We start from the raw sequence: 19,756 nt of genomic DNA on the forward strand, positions 1-19,756 counted from the left end.
CTTTATAGGTAATATCAACTTTATAAAGATCACCTTTGTTGTTCTGAACGTACACCGTATCAGATTTTTCGACTACGTGATAGCTAGTTAAGATATATCCGTTAGAAGAAATTGCAAAACCGGTACCGCCAAATTTCACGGGCTTAACAGGCACCTTTGAATTCTGGCTTGATTTTACATCTCTGATCAGGTTATTGGTAGAACTTTTAAGCTTACTAAGCTCAGCACTCATTTGTTTATAGCTACCGGTTTGCTCTGTAGTTTGTTGTATAGAATAAATGGTAACAATTGTTAATAATATAAAAGAGGCGGCCACAGCAATTGCTGATTTATTTTTACGCCACATATTAACAATAAACGAAGGATGAGGTCCAAGCTTTCTGCTTAAAGCATCAACATCGATCTGATCATGTGCATGATCCATCTTGTTTTTCAAATCAAGATTTGAGGCATAATCCTTTAACGAATCCAGAAAAACCTTGTGCGCAACAACCTTATGATCAACAGTYGGATCATTTAAGCGTAGTTGCTCAAAAGCGGTAGCTTCTGCCTCAGTAAGTTTACCGTTAAGGTAATCTTCAATTRTGCCCTCTAACTCTATTTCGTTCCTCATATCACGATTGAAAAAATAATTTCTTTAACCTTTGTAAGCACTTATATTTTTGTGTTTTTGCGTTATCGGTATTGGTATACCCAAACTTTTCACAAATTTCCTGCATGGAAAGGTTGTTAATATAAAAATCCTGAATAATGGTCTTGCAGGGTTCACCTAAATGGAGGAGTGCTTCTTGCATCTTATCAAATTGCCTATCCTTCTCTTCATGCTGTTCAACATCCTCTTCTATCGCTATCACATCCTCAAAGTCAGAGATGTTATTGGTTTTCTTGCTTTGCTGTGCTAACTTCTTTAACCAAATACGTCTGCAGACTGAGTATATATAGGTCTTTAGTTTACTGCTTAACTCGAAATCTCCGCTTTTAATTTTATTATATAAAACAATTATGCCTTCCTGATACACATCTTTTGCATCATCTTCATCACCGTTATTATTTAATATAAACTGTAAAATCATCGGAAAATACCCCGTATACAATTTATTTAGCGCTTCTTCTGAGTTATTTAAGACCCCTAAAACTACCTCTCTATCTGTTGGAACTGAACTGCTTAACTTATTACTCACCAATTAATACATTTAAACGTGAATGGTAACCCAATGATAACAAAAAAAATTACTTTTTTTATTTCTTCCTTAATACGGCAATACTATAAAGAGTAACCCAGTAACCCACATTAAAATATTTTTTATTTTTTTTTCAATTAGGTGGGTTACCTTTTAAACTTTCCTGTATTAATCTGTAAAATTAATTAATTATTTAAAATAGAATTAGAATGAAAAACGCATTTAAATTTGGCTTTTTAGCTTTAGCAATCTCTTTATCAGTAGCAGCTTGTAACTCTGAGAAAACAGGTGAATCTACAGATACTACTGTAACTGATTCATCTACTGTTGTTACTCAAGTTGATACTAACGTAACTGATTCAACTGTAAAAGATACTACTGTAACTACTACTGTTGACTCAACTAAACACTAGTCATTTTTAACAAAATAAAAAAGGCTTTGGAATCTCCAAGGCCTTTTTTGTTATCCAAAGTTTTGCTTTTCAGCAACCTTACTTCATTAAAAGGCTAATAAATGCTACATTTGCGCTTGTAAAAATAAGTCAAATTCATGAATTTATCTCCTCTTCAAGCTATTTCTCCAGTTGATGGACGTTATAGAAACACTACTCAAAGCCTTTCTAAATATTTTTCAGAGTCAGCATTAATAAAATACAGAGTATTTGTAGAAATTGAATACTTTATTGCACTTTGTGAAACAGGCTTACCTGGTTTAAAAGAATTCGATAAATCTATTTACGGTAAACTACGTTTAATTCATGAGCAGTTTGATGATAACCATGCTCAGGAAATTAAAGACACAGAAAAGATCACCAATCATGATGTTAAAGCGGTTGAATATTTTATAAAAAAGCAATTTGATCAATTGGGTCTCGAAGCTTATAAAGAGTTTATCCATTTCGGATTAACATCTCAGGATATCAACAACACAGCTATACCTTATACTATTAAACTAGCTTTAAATGAAGTTTACTATCCTCAAATAGCTGAGTTGATTGCTAAAATAAAAAGTCTGGCTACTGAATGGAAAGATGTGCCCTTACTTGCACATACGCATGGACAGCCTGCATCTCCTACTAAACTTGGTAAAGAGTTTATGGTATTTGCTGAACGTTTAGAGATTCAGTTAAATAACTTAAAAAACATCCCTAACAGCGCAAAATTTGGCGGTGCAACAGGTAATTTTAATGCACACCATATTGCTTATCCTGGTGTAAACTGGGTAGATTTCTCTAATAATTTTGTAAATGAGATATTAGGCCTTTCGCGCGCTCAGTATACTACTCAAATTGAGCATTATGATCAATTTGCTGCACAATGTGATGCTTTAAAAAGAATAAACAACATCATTATTGATCTTGATAGAGACATTTGGGCGTACATTTCTAAAAACTACTTTAAACAAAAGATTAAAGAAGGTGAAGTTGGTTCTTCTGCAATGCCTCATAAAGTAAACCCTATTGATTTTGAAAATGCAGAGGGTAATGCTGGTATAGCAAATGCGTTATTCGAATTTTTTGCGGCTAAATTACCAATTTCACGCTTACAAAGGGACCTTACAGATTCTACGGTACTTAGAAATGTAGGCGTGCCTCTTGCTCACACTACAATAGCTATTGCATCTACGTTAAAAGGTTTAAATAAATTATTGCTGAATAATGAAGCTATTAATGCCGACCTTGAAAACAACTGGGCTGTGGTTGCTGAAGCAATTCAGACTGTACTTAGAAGAGAGGCTTATCCTAACCCATACGAAGCACTTAAAGATCTTACCCGTACCAATCAGAAGATTACTGCTGATACCATGGCGAACTTTATTGATGGTTTAAATGTGAATGATCAGATTAAACAGGAATTAAAGAACATCACTCCTTTTAACTACACGGGCGTATTTTAGATATAATGACCTAAAACAGACATCGATACCTTAAATTGCACCAACGAATTATTTATTTTTGTAGAAAAAAAGAAGACAATGACTATTAACGTATATACTGAACAAACTCCAAACCCTGCTACAATGAAATTCATGGTCAATAAATTATTGATCAATGGCAGTGAAGATTTCGCAACTAAAGAAAGTGCTGAGCACTCTCCTTTTGCAAAGGAACTGTTTAAGTTCAACTTTGTTAATGGTGTTTTTTTTGCAAGTAACTTTGTTACGATTACAAAAACAGAGGGTGTTGAATGGCCGGATATCGAACCAATTCTTAAAGAATTTGTTAAAGGAGCTGTTGAATCTGAATATAAAATAAAAGAAGAAACATCTGATGAGACACCTACTTTTGAAGGAACAGATCTTGAGATTAAAATTCAGCAAATTCTACATGATTATGTTCGCCCGGCAGTTGAACAAGATGGTGGTGCAATTAGCTACAAATCATTTGATGAGGGTGTTGTAACTGTTGAGCTTAGAGGTTCATGCAGCGGTTGCCCTTCTTCTACCATTACCTTGAAATCAGGAATTCAGAATTTATTGCAACGCATGGTTCCTGAAGTGAAAGAAGTAGTGTCTGAAGCTTTGTAAGCCGATTTAAATATAAAGAAAGAGCCTGTTTCAATGTTGAAACAGGCTCTTTTGTTTTATGTTGTTCTTATAATCTTTGTCATCCTGAATTTACTTCAGGATGACATGGTGGCGATAACACGACTAATTCTATTAACTTTTAAAACTCCGTTTAATAGCTTCTAAGATTTCACCATCAATCAAGCCATTTGTTGCCAGAATTTCTCTGGTTTCTAGAAATTCATCGCCTCCGGCAAAGTTTAATATATTTCCACCTGCCTGTTGTACCAGAAAAGCACCGGCAGCAACATCCCAGGCATTCAGGTTATACTCAAAGAAAGCATCGAACCTGCCACATGCTACATAAGCTAAATCAACCGCAGCCGAACCTATGCGCCGTAAGCCATGCGTTTTCTGCATCATTTCTGAAAGTAGCTGCATGTATTGTGCCTGTTTCTCGAACTGATAATATGGAAATCCTGTAGCCAGTAAACAATCTGATAAACCTGGTCTGGAAGAAACCTTAATCACTTTGTTGTTTAAATAAGCATCGCCACCTTTATAAGAATAAAACATCTCTCCGCGGTTTATCTCATAAACTACACCAACAACGGGTTTATCCTCTTCATAAAGCGCTATGCTTATAGAATAAGTGGGAACACCATGAATAAAGTTGGTAGTGCCATCTAATGGATCTATGATCCAATTGTAAACAGCACCTTTGCTATTTATGGTTTCTTCTTCAGTAGTAAAACCTGCTTCAGGAATTAGCTTGGCTAAATTTCTAACCAATAACTTTTCAGCATTCTTATCTACATAGGAAACCATATCGTTTAGGCCTTTGAACTCGACAGCACCTGCATCGAAGTTCATCGACTCTTTTCTTATAAAATTGCCTGTTAAGCGGGTAACAGCAATTACCTTAGAACATATTAATTCGTAATTCAACTCAGAAAAAAATTTTAATAGTTAGCCAACTTTTCTTTGTTCTTGTATGAATATAAAACAAGACCTAAGCCAGACAAAAACAGAATACTTGAAATTAGCTCTGCCTGCGTAAAATGTATACCGGCAACATTATATTTAGTATTTACTCTGATCAATTCAATAAAGAAGCGTTCCAGACCGTTTAGCATTAAGTATATACCAAACATCATTCCCGGAGATTTAATACGGTCACGGATCTTCCATAAGATCAGGAACAGTATAAAGCATACGATTACCTCATATATAGGTGTTGGGTATACCGGCTGAGGTAATTCGTTACAGAACCTGCCAACGCAACCCGCAATAGGATTTCCTTCGTTAGCAACGTTATTTGGATAGGTATAAGCCCATAACCAATCCGGAAGCCATGAAATTGGCTTAGCGTTTAGATTAGCGATTCCCCAGTCGCCATCACCAGACATATGGCAACCAATTCTGCCCACACTGTACGCAAGCATCATACCTGGTCCGCCAATATCAAGCATGTGCAATACTTTAATATTATTTTTCCTTGCGATATATAAAACAGCAGCACCGCCACAGATTAGTCCACCGTAAAACGTTAAACCACTAAATGACAATAAGCTGCCGATAGGATCTTTTACAAATGAGTCCCAATGTTCCAGGTTATCGAATATCTTTGCTCCAAGAAAGCCCCAGATAGCGGCCCAAACGATAAGAGTACCCATTAATTCATATGGGTGCTGCGTTACTTCAACAGTTTTTGGTTTGGGTAATTTATGCGCATTTTTCTCTTTATAATCCCAGTAAGCAAACAAACCAGCAAAAAACAAGCCTCCAAGTATATTACCTTTTAATGAAAGAAGTACTGTTTGGGCATCGCTTACAAACAGCTGATAGTTTAAGAGTGCATAAACTAATTTATACCCGATCAGGAACCCGAATACACCATTATAAGCCAGCTCAGTTGTAGTAGCAGGCTTACCAATAGTCATCGTTTTTTTGATTGGATGAAGAATACCAAGTGCTTCCTTACGTTTAAACTCATGAGTAAAAGCCCAGTAACCAGCAATAAAAGCTAAAGCGACAAAAACACCAAAGGTGTTAAACGGCAATGGGACTTGTATACCAAAAAGATATTCTAAAAAATGAGATACAGTAGGAAACATACGTATAAAAAAGTTTTATGCGAATATAGTATTAATGCGCTAAAACTTCTTCTGTTTCGGCAACTTCTACCTCACCATCGGCGGTAAGCTCAATAAGTTTTACGGTTTTGATTTCATTTACCATTACCGGGTCATATTTAGCTTTAACTTTTACATAGTTCTTGGTAAAACCATGCATAAAACCATTCTTTTGGTCGTCTTCAAAAAGCACTTCGCCAATTGAACCAATCTGAGATTGATAAAAGGCCCTTCTCTTTTTATCAGACAAAATATGAAGCATTTTGCTTCTATCCGCACGGGCACTTCCGGCAACAACGCCTTTCATTTCAGCCGCTGCTGTTTGCTCGCGTTCTGAATAGGTAAATACGTGCAGGTAAGAAATATCAAGCTCGTTTAAGAATTGATAAGTATCCAGAAAATCTTCATGAGTTTCACCAGGAAATCCAACGATTACATCAACTCCAATACAGCAATTAGGTATTAAAGCTTTAATTTTAGCAACTCGTTCGGTATAAAGTTCCCGTTGGTAACGTCTGCGCATTAAACCTAATATTTTATTAGATCCAGACTGCAGAGGGATATGAAAATGAGGTACAAATCTTTTGGAAGTAGCAACAAATTCAATGATTTCATTGCTTAACAAATTCGGTTCGATAGAAGAAATTCTTATCCTTTCTATACCCTCAACCTCATCCAGTGCTTTTACCAGGTCAAAGAATTTATCTTCTCTTTCTCCGTTTCTTATTCCGAAATCGCCAAGATTTACCCCCGTAAGTACAATTTCTTTAACGCCGCTTTCGGCTATTTGTTTAGCGCGGTTTACTACATTTTCGATGGTATCGCTTCTGCTGCCCCCACGCGCCAATGGTATTGTACAATAAGTACATGGATAATCACATCCATCTTGCACCTTTAAGAAAGTACGTGTTCTATCACCTATTGAATAGGCTGCAATAAAATTATGATTAACTTTTTCGATGTTTTGCTGATGAATAACGGCCTTAGGCTGTTTGGTAAGATCAGAGATGTATTCAACTATCCGGAATTTCTCTGCTGCACCAAGCACCATATCAACGCCTTCTATTTCGGCAATCTCAACAGGTTTTAACTGAGCATAACATCCTACTATGGTTACATACGCGTTGGGTGCGTACTTTAAAGCCTCTTTAACTACTTTACGGCACTTTTTATCAGCATGCTCTGTTACAGAACAGGTGTTTATTACATACACATCCGCTCCATCTGTAAAGTCTACAACAGCATATCCGGCATCGGTAAATAACCTGCCAATTGTTGAAGTTTCAGAGAAATTCAACTTACAACCCAGTGTATAAAATGCAACCTTCTTCATTCAGTGTTATCGCTATAATTATGCACGCGTCGTGCCGAATTTATTTCAGCATCCCGTTTAAGCATGTTTAGAATATCAAATTCGGGATGCTGAAATAAATTCAGCATGACGATTGTAAATTTTTAGATATCCCAATAAGCCTGCAAAGATAAGGTTTTAAATGAAATTATGATTCATTCCAGCGATAACTATCTTGCTCTAGTCCTGCAAGATCTATTACACGACTTACTACTGTTTGTGCAACCTCTTCAATAGTTTTGGGTAAGGAATAAAAAGATGGGCTGGCAGGGCATATAATCCCTCCTGCTTCCGTTACAGCTTTCATGTTATTAATATGAATAAGGCTAAAAGGCGTATCTCTTACTACGGCTATTAATTTCCTGCGTTCCTTCAATACAACATCTGCAGCCCTGGAAATTAAATCGTTAGAAATCCCATGTGCAATTCTGCCCAGAGTACCCATTGAGCATGGAATGATGATCATTGTATCAAACTTAGCCGATCCTGACGCAAATGGAGCATTAAAATCCATTTTTGGGTAAAAAGTAAAGGGGTAACGGTCGTAATCCTGATTCTGAAGTTCAAAACGCCAAACTTCTTTGGCATTGTCTGACATTACTACTCCTACTTTTTCAATCTGATCAGACAATTTCAACAAACTATCTAACAGTAATTTAGCATAAATTGATCCGCTGGCACCAGTAATTGCAACAATAATTTTCTTCTTCCTCATAGCGCAGATAAAGATACGGAACCTTAGATAACAAAAAAGGGCCGAAAATTAATTTTCGACCCTACATCTACCTATGAAAAACATACCCCCGAAAGGGTAAGCCCAAATGTAATTATCTTTTTGAATAAATGAAAGTTTAAACATACTTTTTTCTCATCTTAATTAGAATATTATTGCGAAGTCAGAAAATCCGGTTAACAAATTATCTAATAGCGTAAAAATCAGTTCCTTTTAGTGGTTTCCAATCACCATCTTTGTATCTCATTTTTAAAGAAAGTATACGCTCTTTACCTGCTTCTCTTAAATAATAAATCTTAACCGGATGATAGCCGGCTTTGAGATAAACACGCTCTGTTTCCTGGCTCACTGACTGATAACCAAAATCCGCGTCAATTAGTTCTGCTTCATGAATTCTCATATAAGCTTTCCCACTTGCCTGAAGTGAAAAGCTGTATTCTCCATCAGATTGCACCTTTATAAAACCTTCATATAGTGTCATTCCAGGTCTTGCTTTTGGCACTTCTTCTCCTAAATGTTTGCTAATACCATTTGAAACTTCAGTAAGACCCGTTTCTGAAACTACGTATGGAAAATTTCCTTTAAAGAATTTCCACGAAAGTCCGGGATATGTTTTATCTAAAATCTCAACAGCCGGAATTTCGGCCCTATCATACGGCCGTGGAGCTTCAAGATCTGCCTTTCGAGCCTGTAATGATTTGGCTTTCATTTGAACCTGTAATTCGTTGCAGGACGGTATTGAAGCAAGGTTAGTAGTTTCCTTAGGGTCGCTTACTATATCGTATATTTCAAAATCATCATCTGCAGATTTGATATCATAACGCACACCTACAAAATCCCCAAGACGGATCATTTGCATTTGCCCACGTTTCCGGCCCCTCCTGCTGGCCTCAAAAGCTTTAAAATCAGGCGTTTTACCCCCTTCAGAATATTCTGAATAAATTAAACTTTCGGCCTGGATGCCTTTTCCTGTTAGAGATGGAACCAATGAAACTCCATTTGTTCTGGCCGGAGCACTTATACCTGCAACATCAGCAAAGGTAGGCATCCAGTCTGACAGCATACTTGGCGATACCACAACTTTACCAGCAGGAATATGCTGAGCCCAGGTTACCAGAGTTGGCATTCTTAATCCACCCTCCCATACATCTCTTTTTATTCCATCAAAAGGTCCGAACCCTCCAAAAAACTCCGGGTTATTAGGTGGGTAACCTGCAGGAAGATAAGATTCAATAGATGGTCCGTTATCAGATGTAAAAACGACAATCGTATTTTCCGAAATTTTTAAGTCCTCTAAAAGCTGCAAAATGTCGCCTACTGCATCATCAATTCTTCTGGTGGCTGTAGCATATCGCTTAAAGGTATCAGGCCATGGCGCATTTTTTACCTTTCCATTATCATATGTAGAATTTTTATAATCCGGATGTACAAAAGAATCAACTTTACCAGATGCTGTATTTATCATGTTACCAGGATTGCCAAGCCACTGTATGCCGCCTTTTAGTCCTTTACCTTCGGGATAAGCTTGAGTAGGTAATTCCAACACAGCGTGTGGAGAATCATAGGCAAGAAACATGAAGAAAGGTTTTTCGGGTCCTTTGGCACTTTCATGATCTATGATCCATTTCTTGGCACGGGCAGTCCATAAGTCGGTAGTGTAACATTTGGCTAAATCCGCAGCTACGTTTTTATAATTGTCCCATACTTCCTTTTTACCTCTGTAAATTCCTTCAAAAGGATAATGCTCATGTCCATCGGCATGGCGCATATAGCCAAAAAAATCATCAAACCCCCTTTTTTGAGGATGTGCCGGCCAATTAGGTTCATCTTTAGTTTCGCCTTGCAAACCCCATTTTCCTATAACTGATGTAGCATAACCCGCTATTTTCAGTACCGTAGCAATAGTATGGTTATTTTCAATCTGCTTATCAAATTGATTGTCTCTTACCTTTGCATTGCCTTGATTAAGCCCTGTTAAAAGAGATGCCCTGGAAGGGGCGCATACCGGTGCGTTGCAATACTGATTAGTTAATTGCGCACCACTGGCAGCCATTTTGTCGAGGTTTGGAGTAAATTGATAAGGAAGTTTTTGATCTGCCTTCTCCTTTCTCTGATTTTGAAAAAACACACCTAAATCGCCGTATCCAAGGTCATCGGTTAAGATAAATATGATATTAGGCTTTGAAGCACTACTTTTTTTTGATTGTGCGTTAACAATTGAGGGCATCAAAACGATCAAAGCACAGCTTCCCAACAAAAACAATTTCGTGATTCCTTTTATCATTATCTAAAAATGAACATTAGTATTCACCAAATATAAACAACTTAAAAATTTCTTTACACATTCTTCGCACCAAACCCACAAGCAGGTGCCTTTTTGTGAATAATATGTGTGGAATGTGCGAACTAAGTGAGGAAGACTACAAAAACCAAACTTTAGTTCGTACTGGTTGTTGTATAAATTACAAAACTAAATTACAAAATTATGGAAGCATCCGAAGACATAAAGTTCACTGTTATGCTTCATGACAACGAACAAAAAAAGATTAAGGTAGAAGTTAAGCAAACTGAGACCACCGATGGAATACCGTATTATGTATGCACTCTGAATGATAAAGAGGCCCAGATTAGAAAAGATGAAAAATGGGAACAAATATGGGGCTCACTTACCCATAAACAGGTTGATGAGTTAGGTTCGGCAATTAGCAAACATTTAGGTGATTTATAACACAGCCACCAGCGTTACTCCGTATTCCCGTTTAAAATGATCTTGAATCTGATCTATCATTTTATTGAATCGTGTTATTTTTGCCGGCAGTAAGAACAGCAAAAAATCAACTCCACTGCGGTTATATCTTACGTATTCTTCCAGGGCGAGCCAGCTTTCGCGCTCCATATCTTCATTGTACTCACCGGTATCTTTAAAAACGATTAATAGGTTTAATCCTTTCTGATCGCAAAAAGTCTTAATTGCAGTTTCCTGAGCTATTACAGACTCCAGATATGGTGATACCCTGATGTAACCAATTGCATTCATGACTGAAACTCTCTTGGCAACTTAACTAAGATTACCTATTCATTAACACCCGCTGATGCGGAAGTTTTTTTATCAAACTCTTTTTCAGTAAATATTTTTGAAGGATTTTCTAAACATTTATTAATTTGATTTAACAATGAGCTTAGCTCAAAAGGCTTAGAGATAAATGCGTTACAGCCGTAACTACCAAGTGATAGCAATACTTGCGAATACGCAGAAAATATAACTACAGGAATATGTTTGGTAGACGGATCTCTTTTCAATTGGGCACATAATTCCCCTCCGTTAATTCCAGGGAGTAAATAATCCACTAATACAATATCTGGTTTAAAATCCTCCATCAATGAAAAAATATCATTAGTATCTTTATAACAACGTACCTGATAGCCTTCGTAACTAAATAACTCTTCTAATAACTCTACTAAATCATCATCATTTTCAATGATTAGTATATTTTGTGATTTACGCTCTTTTTTCTCAGATAATTCAGTCATTCCCGTTTTAATTAGCTAGCCTATTATAACAAACGAAAAAACGTCCTGTTTTATTTTTCTTTATTAATATTTATGCAATTAAAAAAGCGGTGTATTGCTTAATAATTAACGCGGTTTAAAGCCATTATCAAACGTTTGCGTAGTTTTATTCAAAGGGTAAAAACATCAAATATTCAGCGATTTTTACAAATTAGCATCATTTAATCATCAATACATGTAATTTTAAAAGATTTTTATACATTTAGAAATTATTACCTAACCAAATCAAATGAACCGGATCTTGACCTTATTCTTTTAAGTATAAGTTAGGTTAAGTGACTTACATCTGACAACTAAATTAGACTAAGATGAAACCTCAACTGCTTAAAGTAGCTAACAACTCTGTAAATTCATTTAGCGCGAGAAGAGACAAGGTGCCTTACATTAACAACCGCTGGCACTATCATGCCGAAGTTGAACTGATCTATTTTAAAAAAGGCAACGGAACTCAATTTATTGGCGATAGTATTAAACGTTTCAGATCTGGTGATGTAGTACTTGTTGGCGCTCACCTACCTCACTACTGGAGATTTGACGATAATTACTTTAATGACGAAAAAAGCAATGCAGATGTAGTTGTAGTACACTTTTGTGAGAATTTTTGGGGTAATTCATTTTTAAATCTTCCTGAAAACAAATCCCTTAAATTGTTGTTGGAACGTGCCCAGAGGGGCGTACAGGTTCAGGATAAAAGCAAAAGATTAATTGGAGAACTTATAGAGTCTATTTTATTATCTGAAGGGCCTAAACGAATTATTTTACTTGTAGAAGCCCTGCTGGCTATAGAAAACTACTCACAAAGCAGCTTATTGTCGTCTATCGGTTTCCGTCATGATTTTGAAGAGACTGAGAATGACAGGATTAATGCCATTTACAATTACTCTCTTGCTAATTTTAAAAGAAAGATTCAGATGGAGGAAATGGCTGCCGTGGCCAACATTAGCCCTAATTCATTTTGCAGATACTTTAAATCGAGAACAAGGAAAACTTATACTCAGTTTATAAGTGAGATAAGGGTTGGACATCAGAAATCATATTTACAAAAATAATTAATCATAAAAACAGTCCTTTTAATGAAAAAAAGAATAACCCCTTTGCTATTTGTAATAATGCTATGTGGCAAAGTAAATGCCCAGCAACCAGGTGCTAAGGATATTGACGACAAAAAACAAAAAATGGAGTGGTTTGCTAATGCAAAACTTGGAATTTTTATACACTGGGGTATTTATTCTGTAAATGGCATCTCCGAATCATGGTCGTTTTTTAACAACTACATCAATCATGATAACTATATGAAGCAGTTGGATGGTTTTACGGCAGCCAATTATCGTCCGGAAGAATGGGTTAAACTAATCAAGGAAAGTGGTGCAAAATATACTGTGATAACCACTAAACACCATGATGGTGTATCCCTTTGGAATACTAAAGCGATTGATGCGACAACCACCTTAAAGCAAAGTGCCGCTAAGAAAGATGTAATTACTCCCTTTATAAAAGCAGTTAAAAAGTCTGGCTTGAAAACAGGTATTTACTTTTCCTTACCAGACTGGAGCCATCCTGATTACGACGGTTTTACCAGAGACAGAAAAAGGTACAAACTTAGTGAAGAACCTAAGCGCTGGAATAAATTCCAAAAGTACTTACATACGCAAATGAATGAACTCTCTGTGAACTTTAAGCCTGATTTACTCTGGTTTGATGGCGATTGGGAGCACTCTGCTGAGGAATGGCAGGCCGGAAAGATTTCGGCAGACCTTAAAAAGTATAATCCAAATATTATAATCAATTCTCGTTTGAATCATCATGGCGACTATGAAACCCCTGAACAGGGTATCCCGGTTCTTAGGCCAAATAGCGAATATTGGGAACTGTGCTACACAATGAATGATTCGTGGGGTTATCAGCCTTATGATTTTAAATATAAATCACCAAATATGATTGTTCGCACGTTGGTTGATTGTATTAGCATGGGTGGTAATTTATTGCTTGACATTGGGCCAAAAGCCGATGGCACTATTGCAACAGAGCAGGGAAATATTTTGAAAGGCTTAGGCAGGTGGACCAAAAAGCATGCTGAAGCAATTTATGGGACTCATGCTGGCTTACCAGCAGGCCATTTTAATGGGAAAACCGCACTTTCTGCAGATAAAAAAACGCTTTATTTATATGCCGATTGGGTTCCGGACAATGGCGGATTGTTGTTAAGCGGAATCAGATCGGCTGTTCGCTCTGCTAAGATTGTAGGCTCTGATTTGAAGGCAACTTTTGTGACCAATGGTGAGAACATTTCGATCAAGATCCCTACATCCGCAGCTGATCAGGATGTAACAGTAATCGCTTTAAAATTTGATAATCCTGTTGAAGTAAATGATCAATCTTTGATTTCGTTAAGTTTCAATGACCTTACCAATAAAAGAGCGGACTATAAAACGCAGATTAACAATATTGCGAGTTCATTGCATAATGGAGTAAACCCGTTTAAGGATACAGATTTGCCGACCGATGGTTTAGACTTCGAGGCAGGCAAAAAGGGGTTAAATCCTGAACTGTACAAATGGGTCACCAAAAACGCGGAGAGCTTATACAAGACAGGAAAAGGACTGCCTGAGGGACATTACCAGGGGGCAAGTGCTTTATCTGCCGACAAGCAGACGGTGTATCTTTTTGTGGAAGGGAAACCTACGGGGCCAATTGCATTAAAAGGAATTAAAAATAAGGTGAGCCGGATTAGAATTGTTGGAGAGGGAACTATGATTGAACCAGAGATCTACAACAAACTCTATTGGAGTTCTGTACCTGGAATTGTTTACATCCCACTTCCAAAAGACCGACTTGATAAGGATCTTACAGTAGTAGCGGTATTGCTTGATGGCCCAATTGACCTTTACAGGGAAAAAGTTGGTGCTATTGAGAGTAATTTGTAAGATTTTGTTCTATAAAAAGGAGGGTGTATCACATGATTTTTAGTTACACCCTCCTTTTTATTTGAGACGGCTACTATTTAACACTTCTAACAGTAGTGTTACCACCACCATCTAGTGTTAGGTTTACAGGAGCATTGCTAGTCCATGCTCCTCTGGTAAAATCAGGCACATCAACACTTCCCGATTTTTTAGATACTGATTTTTTACTTAATGGTACTATGCAGCTCCATGATGCAGCATCGTAAACGTTTTGGTCAAGAGGTAATCCATTGCGCAGGCAATCAATTAAACGCCAGTCCATGATAAAGTCCATACCACCATGGCCACCAATCTTTTTACCGATTTCTCCAACATGTTTAATAATTGGAGGGCTGTAAGTATCATACAATTTCTTTAATCCATCTTCAGTTACCCATTCTTCGCCAAACGAGATACGTTCAGGTTCCGGCCATTTACTGGCAAATCCTTTAGTTCCGCTAAGCAGGTGAATTCTGGAATAGATTCTTGGTGAGGTTACATCATGTTGTAACATCATTGTTTTTCCCTTAGCTGTTCTGATGGTTGTAGTATTCATATTGCCACGATAGTTTTTACCTACAAATTGTTTGTAAAAATCATCTTTTTTGGCTCTTTCTTCAGCCTCATGAGCCATATGGAAATCATTGGTCGACATGGACACCAAATAATCCATTTTATCACCCCTGTTAATATTTAAACATTGTGCAATTGGGCCTAAACCATGAGTTGGATAAATGTTACCGTTAAAATTGATGTTTTCTTTTAACCTCCACATGTCTGCATAACCATTTTTATCGAAGTTTAACCCCAGCAGGTTATGGATATATGCACCTTCAGCATGAATTAATTCACCAAACATACCATTGCGGGCCATGTTTAATGTTAACATTTCGAAGAAATCATAACAGCAGTTCTCCAGCATCATACAATRCTTGCGCGTTTTCTCTGATGTTTCTACCAGTTTCCAGCAATCTTCAAGAGTAAGTGCTGCCGGAACCTCAGTTGCCGCGTGTTTTCCATGTTCCATAGCATACACAGCCATTGGAGTATGGTAATGCCAGGGTGTACAGATATAAACCAAATCAAGATCCTCTTTTTCAATCATTTCTTTCCAGCCATCTTCGCCAGAGTATTCTTTTGCTTTAGTAAGACCTTTATCAGTAAGGTATTTTTGTGCAGCTGAGGCTCTTGCAGGTAATTTGTCGCAAAGTGCTTTGATCTCTACTCCTTCTATATGTGACAATCTGGAAACCGCACCCGGCCCTCTCATTCCGAGACCTATAATCCCAACCCTTACTTTATCAATTTTTGGAGCGGCATATCCACTCATATTGAATCTCTGACTGCTATTACCCTGATTTAATGCTGCTGCCAGCTCATGATCGCTTGGCGCATTTTCATTGGCAAATGTAGGAAGGCCGATAGCTACAGCTCCGGAACCTATTGCCAGTTGTTGTAAAAATTTTCTACGGTTTGGTTTCATCTTGTGTTTTATATGGTTAAGAATGGTTGTTCGACCAGAAGTCAAATTAGTTTATACCACCAATATACACAGCTTATGGGCAGGCGTGAAAAGTTTTTTTCACACAAACGGTTGCGTAAATTTCATTTTACAGGCGTAATATTATTTCGCTTAATTATTGGTAATCTGTTTATTAATAAAAGCTCCCAGTTTTTCGTAGCCCTGTGCGTTAGGATGTAATCCATCGGTAAAAAGTGCTTCATTTACTTTTTTCTTTGTATTAAGCAAAAGACTTCCAGCATCAGCATATTGAACTTTTAAGTTCAGTGCTATTTTAGCGTACAACAGATTTAATTTAGCAACCCTGGCTTCCATTTCTCTGCGTGGAAGCAAACCGAGCACAAGAATTTTTGCCCCCGGTTGTCTCACTTTTATCGCTGTTATAAGAACCGTTAACCCTTCGGCTATCTCATCATCAGTATTAAACTGCAAATTGTTTGTACCAATCATCAATACAATTTGCTTAGCTGAAAATCCATCCAGTTCTCCGTGATAAACACGCCAAAGAACATTCTCTATCCTATCCCAGCCAAAGCCCATGTTTAGAGGGTTCCTATCTTTAAAATATTTATTCCATGATTCGGTCCCTCTTGCAACATGTGCCAAGGGTTCACCAGACCAGAAATGGGTGATGGAATTGCCTATAAAAATCAACTTGGGCGGATTGGTTTTATTATGATTTAGTACCTGATTATGTCTCTTTTCCCAATCATATCCAGGAAGCTCGCGATATTGTGTAGTCGGTTTGGTTGTACTGATATTTCCCTCTGGCTGGTTTAATATCTTTTTGATGATCTTCTCGTATGCATTTGCATAGTTCATCATTCCAATATCATTAGGATGAACGCCATCAACAGTACTCTCGATGTCGTGGCCTATCTCATTCTTTGAAAGCAGGTAGATGTTTTTTATTCCTTTTGTCTTTAATTGTTTAAATGCCTCGTTTAAGGTAATATTTGGATTATCATAATCAGTTTTCCTTTTAGGGCTTATCAGCTCATCTGTATAACCATCGTGCTCTGTTAACAGAATGGGAACTCCTGGTCTCTTTGCTTGCAATTGAAGTACAGAGGCTTCAATTCTTGATGTAAGATCTTCTTTCGATATAGAGATAAGATTAGGTAAACAATCTAACACATATAATTTAGCATCAATTTCTGTAAGTAACTGATGCAGGGGCACGGGCGTAAACGATTTTTCATTAGGCACATAGATTTCCAACCATTTCACAGCGTTGTACAGTGGTAGGTAAAGTGTGTATTCCCGATCTGGGTTATTAACCTGTTCTAAGTTATTAAAGCGATAAGTAATGGTATCGCCAAAAGAGAAAGCGCCAGCACTCCAAAGCCACCTGCCATCTCTGTCCTTTGCATATAGATCAACACCACTTACGCCTGTGGCCGGCATGTGCGAAAGCTGCAGATTGCCTTTGACAGCATACTTTACGATGATTTCATTCGAATTTGTGCGGAAACGCAGGTTTACACCAGCATTGTTCTTTGATAACTTCCATACCTCTGGGCGTACTATTCCTTCGGCTTTTGACGGTAAGCGATCATAATAATCTTTTAGATTTTTTGTCCAGCCCTGACCTTCCAAAACATTTATAGTATCATTTGAAGGATTCCAGACCTTATATTTTGCTTTATCCTGGGCGAAACTTAGCTGACTTAACAGTAGAAAAACAGATAGGTATATTAGCTTGTGGTTCATAATGTAAATATATTCTACAAAGAGATTAATTATGAAAAAAAAATATTCTCTTTGTTATTGGGATATACCTTATTATTGTTAAACAAATTACACTCTCATGAATGCGATAAAATCTGTTCTATTCGGATTGCTTTTAGTAGCAAACCTATGTGCTTACTCCCAGGAAAAAGAAGTAAAACCAAGAACCTTTAAGTATGGTAAAGTTGACCTTAATGAATTTGATACTAAGGTTAATGGCGCAGATTCGGCAGCCTCTGCGGTAGCATTATTTGATGTCGGAAGAGGTTGGTTTGAATTTAGTGCAAAAACGGGCAATTTCATTTATGTTTTTGAACGTCATACCCGATACAAGATCATTAACAAAACCGGTTACGATTATGCAAATCTTGAAATTCAATTGTATAAGCAAAATGGTAGCGAGCAAAATTTGGAGTACACGGATGGTGCTACCTATAACCTTGAAGCAGGTAAAATTGTTACCAGCAAATTAAGCAAAGAATCGAAGTTTTCTGAGAAGCAAGATAAGAACTATACCCTAAAAAAGTTTGCATTACCTAATGTTAAAGAAGGATCTATAGTGGAATTTAAATATAAGATTAAATCGGACTTTATATTTACCCTGAGATCATGGCGTTTCCAGAAGGAAATTCCAATGCTATATTCAGCATATGAGATCAAAATTCCAGAATATTTTAAATATAAAATTACTGCTGGCGGGTTTCTATTTATCAATCCAAAAGAGGAAAGGGTTAACGAATCCTTCATTTCAGCATCTGGCACTTTAAATACAACTTCATTAAAATTACATTATCAGGTTGAAAATGTTCCAGGTTTAAAAACAGAAAATTTCATTACAACAATGGAAGATTATGTTAGTAAAGTTGGATTTGAATTAAGTTCGGTAACTGTACCTGGTGAGGTTTACCGTGACGTTACTTCGACATGGCCAAAAATTGTGAAGGGGCTAAAAGAAGACGAAAACTTTGGCTTGTTTATAAATAAAAGGAGTTACAGCAAAACATTATTGAAAGATATAATTAAAATAAACACCAATCAGGATACTATAGTTCAACTAGTTTTTAACTATGTAAAAAATAACATCAAATTTAATCATGATGACGACTTCTCTACTTCAGAAACAAATCCTAAAACCGTATTTGAAAAGAAAAGTGGGAACTCTGCTGATGTAAACCTGTGTTTACTTACTTTATTATCAGAAGCAAAAGTTAATGCTTTTCCTATTTTATTGAGTACAAGATCTAATGGTGCCCATCCTGGTTTTCCAATGATCACAAAATTTAACAATGTAATTGTTGGAGTTCAAATTGGCGAAAAAACCATCCTTTTAGATGCTACTGATAAAAATCATATGCCAGATATGATTGCTTTTGATAATCTGTCCCATGAAGGATTAAAAGTAAATTTAGCTGATGAGACTGCTGAATGGATCTCGCTCGAGGACCCCACAATTAGCAGAAAGAATATTAATTACCTTTTAACTCTTGACGGAGAGAATAAGATTAGTGGTAAAATGTATTTATCCACTACAAATTATGAGGCCTTTAGTAGAAGAAACAGCTATCAATCTGCTTCAAATGAGGATGACTTTCTTAAAAGTTATAAAAATGGGAAACCCGGTTTAGGTATAAAAAACTATAAGATAGAGAACCTTACGAACCTTAATGAATCTCTTATTGAAAGTATGGACGTCAATATTGAAGACAATGTAGAAGAGGCTGGAAACTTAATTTATTTCACTCCGCTCCTTTACGAAAGGACTAAAGAGAATCCATTCAAGTTAGAGGAGAGAAACTTCCCGGTAGATTTTGGCCACCCGACTGAAGAAGTGGTTAGAATTACTATTGATTACCCTAAGGAATACCAGGTAGACAAAACACCAAAAAATGAAAAAATTATACTACCTGAAGAATCTGCATCATTTACTTTTCTGTTTGCCGGTGAACCCGGAAAAATGGTGATTAGCAGCAAAATAGTGCTTAAAAAATCACTTTATACCCCCGAAGAATACCATTACATTAAGGAACTGTTTAAAAATATTGTAAGAAAGCAGTCTGAACAAATTGTACTTAAAAAGAGCTAGAG

General features: G+C 36.8%; 17 protein-coding genes and 1 pseudogene. 7 read left to right on the forward strand and 11 right to left on the reverse strand.

Translation table 11 applies throughout. The features are described 5' to 3' along the window. Nucleotides 1-613 (reverse strand): annotated as a pseudogene (locus AC1DDX_RS12850) (serine protease); the annotation flags it as partial. A 1-nt stretch (nucleotide 614) separates the two neighbouring features. Next, nucleotides 615-1,181: an RNA polymerase sigma factor gene (locus AC1DDX_RS12855; protein ID WP_048906590.1), complete on the reverse strand. Its 567-nt coding sequence runs from the start codon at nucleotides 1,179-1,181 to the stop codon at nucleotides 615-617. Nucleotides 1,182-1,390: 209 nt separating this feature from the next. Here AC1DDX_RS12855 and AC1DDX_RS12860 point away from each other — a divergent pair, with 209 nt between their 5' ends. The 3 genes from AC1DDX_RS12860 (at nucleotide 1,391) to AC1DDX_RS12870 (ending at nucleotide 3,708) form a co-directional block, all read left to right on the forward strand. Next, nucleotides 1,391-1,594: a hypothetical protein gene (locus AC1DDX_RS12860; RefSeq protein WP_048906591.1), complete on the forward strand. Its 204-nt coding sequence runs from the start codon at nucleotides 1,391-1,393 to the stop codon at nucleotides 1,592-1,594. Between the two features lie 137 nt (nucleotides 1,595-1,731). Beyond that, complete coding sequence (gene purB, locus AC1DDX_RS12865) at nucleotides 1,732-3,078, forward strand: adenylosuccinate lyase (RefSeq protein ID WP_172659874.1); 1,347 nt, start codon at nucleotides 1,732-1,734, stop codon at nucleotides 3,076-3,078. A 78-nt stretch (nucleotides 3,079-3,156) separates the two neighbouring features. Beyond that, nucleotides 3,157-3,708, forward strand: a complete 552-nt coding sequence (locus tag AC1DDX_RS12870; protein WP_048906593.1) for a NifU family protein — start codon at nucleotides 3,157-3,159, stop codon at nucleotides 3,706-3,708. 132 nt (nucleotides 3,709-3,840) lie between these two features. Here the strand turns inward: AC1DDX_RS12870 and AC1DDX_RS12875 are convergent, their stop codons facing one another. The 5 genes from AC1DDX_RS12875 to AC1DDX_RS12895 all read right to left on the reverse strand — a co-directional run bounded on the left by AC1DDX_RS12875 (nucleotide 3,841) and on the right by AC1DDX_RS12895 (nucleotide 10,190). After that, nucleotides 3,841-4,635, reverse strand: a complete 795-nt coding sequence (locus tag AC1DDX_RS12875; protein WP_288879044.1) for an inositol monophosphatase family protein — start codon at nucleotides 4,633-4,635, stop codon at nucleotides 3,841-3,843. Between the two features lie 14 nt (nucleotides 4,636-4,649). Further along, entirely contained in the window at nucleotides 4,650-5,804 is a 1,155-nt protein-coding gene (locus tag AC1DDX_RS12880; RefSeq protein ID WP_337716595.1) for a prolipoprotein diacylglyceryl transferase, read from the reverse strand. A 31-nt stretch (nucleotides 5,805-5,835) separates the two neighbouring features. Then, nucleotides 5,836-7,155 carry a tRNA (N(6)-L-threonylcarbamoyladenosine(37)-C(2))-methylthiotransferase MtaB gene (gene mtaB, locus AC1DDX_RS12885; RefSeq protein WP_172659871.1) on the reverse strand — a complete coding sequence of 440 codons (1,320 nt, stop codon included), beginning with the start codon at nucleotides 7,153-7,155 and terminating at the stop codon, nucleotides 5,836-5,838. A gap of 166 nt (nucleotides 7,156-7,321) precedes the next feature. After that, on the reverse strand, nucleotides 7,322-7,888 hold the full coding sequence (locus AC1DDX_RS12890; protein ID WP_172659870.1) for a UbiX family flavin prenyltransferase: 567 nt from the start codon (nucleotides 7,886-7,888) through the stop codon (nucleotides 7,322-7,324). Between the two features lie 202 nt (nucleotides 7,889-8,090). Then, on the reverse strand, nucleotides 8,091-10,190 hold the full coding sequence (locus AC1DDX_RS12895; protein ID WP_337716594.1) for a sulfatase-like hydrolase/transferase: 2,100 nt from the start codon (nucleotides 10,188-10,190) through the stop codon (nucleotides 8,091-8,093). 201 nt (nucleotides 10,191-10,391) lie between these two features. Here AC1DDX_RS12895 and AC1DDX_RS12900 point away from each other — a divergent pair, with 201 nt between their 5' ends. Beyond that, nucleotides 10,392-10,634: a hypothetical protein gene (locus tag AC1DDX_RS12900; RefSeq protein WP_288879041.1), complete on the forward strand. Its 243-nt coding sequence runs from the start codon at nucleotides 10,392-10,394 to the stop codon at nucleotides 10,632-10,634. Here the strand turns inward: AC1DDX_RS12900 and AC1DDX_RS12905 are convergent. After that, complete coding sequence (locus AC1DDX_RS12905) at nucleotides 10,629-10,943, reverse strand: recombinase family protein (RefSeq protein ID WP_172659868.1); 315 nt, start codon at nucleotides 10,941-10,943, stop codon at nucleotides 10,629-10,631. The genes AC1DDX_RS12900 and AC1DDX_RS12905 overlap by 6 nt on opposite strands. A gap of 35 nt (nucleotides 10,944-10,978) precedes the next feature. Beyond that, nucleotides 10,979-11,437, reverse strand: coding sequence for a response regulator (locus AC1DDX_RS12910; RefSeq protein ID WP_172659867.1), 459 nt, complete (start codon nucleotides 11,435-11,437; stop codon nucleotides 10,979-10,981). A gap of 347 nt (nucleotides 11,438-11,784) precedes the next feature. Here AC1DDX_RS12910 and AC1DDX_RS12915 point away from each other — a divergent pair, with 347 nt between their 5' ends. Both AC1DDX_RS12915 and AC1DDX_RS12920 read left to right on the forward strand, forming a co-directional pair. Beyond that, nucleotides 11,785-12,525 carry an AraC family transcriptional regulator gene (locus AC1DDX_RS12915; protein ID WP_477622121.1) on the forward strand — a complete coding sequence of 247 codons (741 nt, stop codon included), beginning with the start codon at nucleotides 11,785-11,787 and terminating at the stop codon, nucleotides 12,523-12,525. Nucleotides 12,526-12,549: 24 nt separating this feature from the next. Next, nucleotides 12,550-14,400 carry an alpha-L-fucosidase gene (locus tag AC1DDX_RS12920; RefSeq protein ID WP_288879040.1) on the forward strand — a complete coding sequence of 617 codons (1,851 nt, stop codon included), beginning with the start codon at nucleotides 12,550-12,552 and terminating at the stop codon, nucleotides 14,398-14,400. A 73-nt stretch (nucleotides 14,401-14,473) separates the two neighbouring features. On the opposite strand, the gene AC1DDX_RS12925 is transcribed toward AC1DDX_RS12920, so the two are convergent. Together AC1DDX_RS12925 and AC1DDX_RS12930 are read right to left on the reverse strand one after the other, a co-directional pair. Beyond that, nucleotides 14,474-15,901 carry a Gfo/Idh/MocA family protein gene (locus AC1DDX_RS12925; protein ID WP_477622122.1) on the reverse strand — a complete coding sequence of 476 codons (1,428 nt, stop codon included), beginning with the start codon at nucleotides 15,899-15,901 and terminating at the stop codon, nucleotides 14,474-14,476. A gap of 150 nt (nucleotides 15,902-16,051) precedes the next feature. Beyond that, nucleotides 16,052-17,653: an SGNH/GDSL hydrolase N-terminal domain-containing protein gene (locus tag AC1DDX_RS12930; RefSeq protein ID WP_477622123.1), complete on the reverse strand. Its 1,602-nt coding sequence runs from the start codon at nucleotides 17,651-17,653 to the stop codon at nucleotides 16,052-16,054. A gap of 97 nt (nucleotides 17,654-17,750) precedes the next feature. On the opposite strand from AC1DDX_RS12930, the gene AC1DDX_RS12935 reads away from it, so the two are divergent. Beyond that, a complete protein-coding gene (locus AC1DDX_RS12935; RefSeq protein ID WP_172659862.1) occupies nucleotides 17,751-19,754 on the forward strand; it encodes a DUF3857 domain-containing protein in 2,004 nt (667 codons plus the stop codon). Nucleotides 19,755-19,756: the final 2 nt, after the last annotated feature.

It is taken from the genome of Pedobacter sp. 10L46_2 (genome assembly GCF_056395165.1).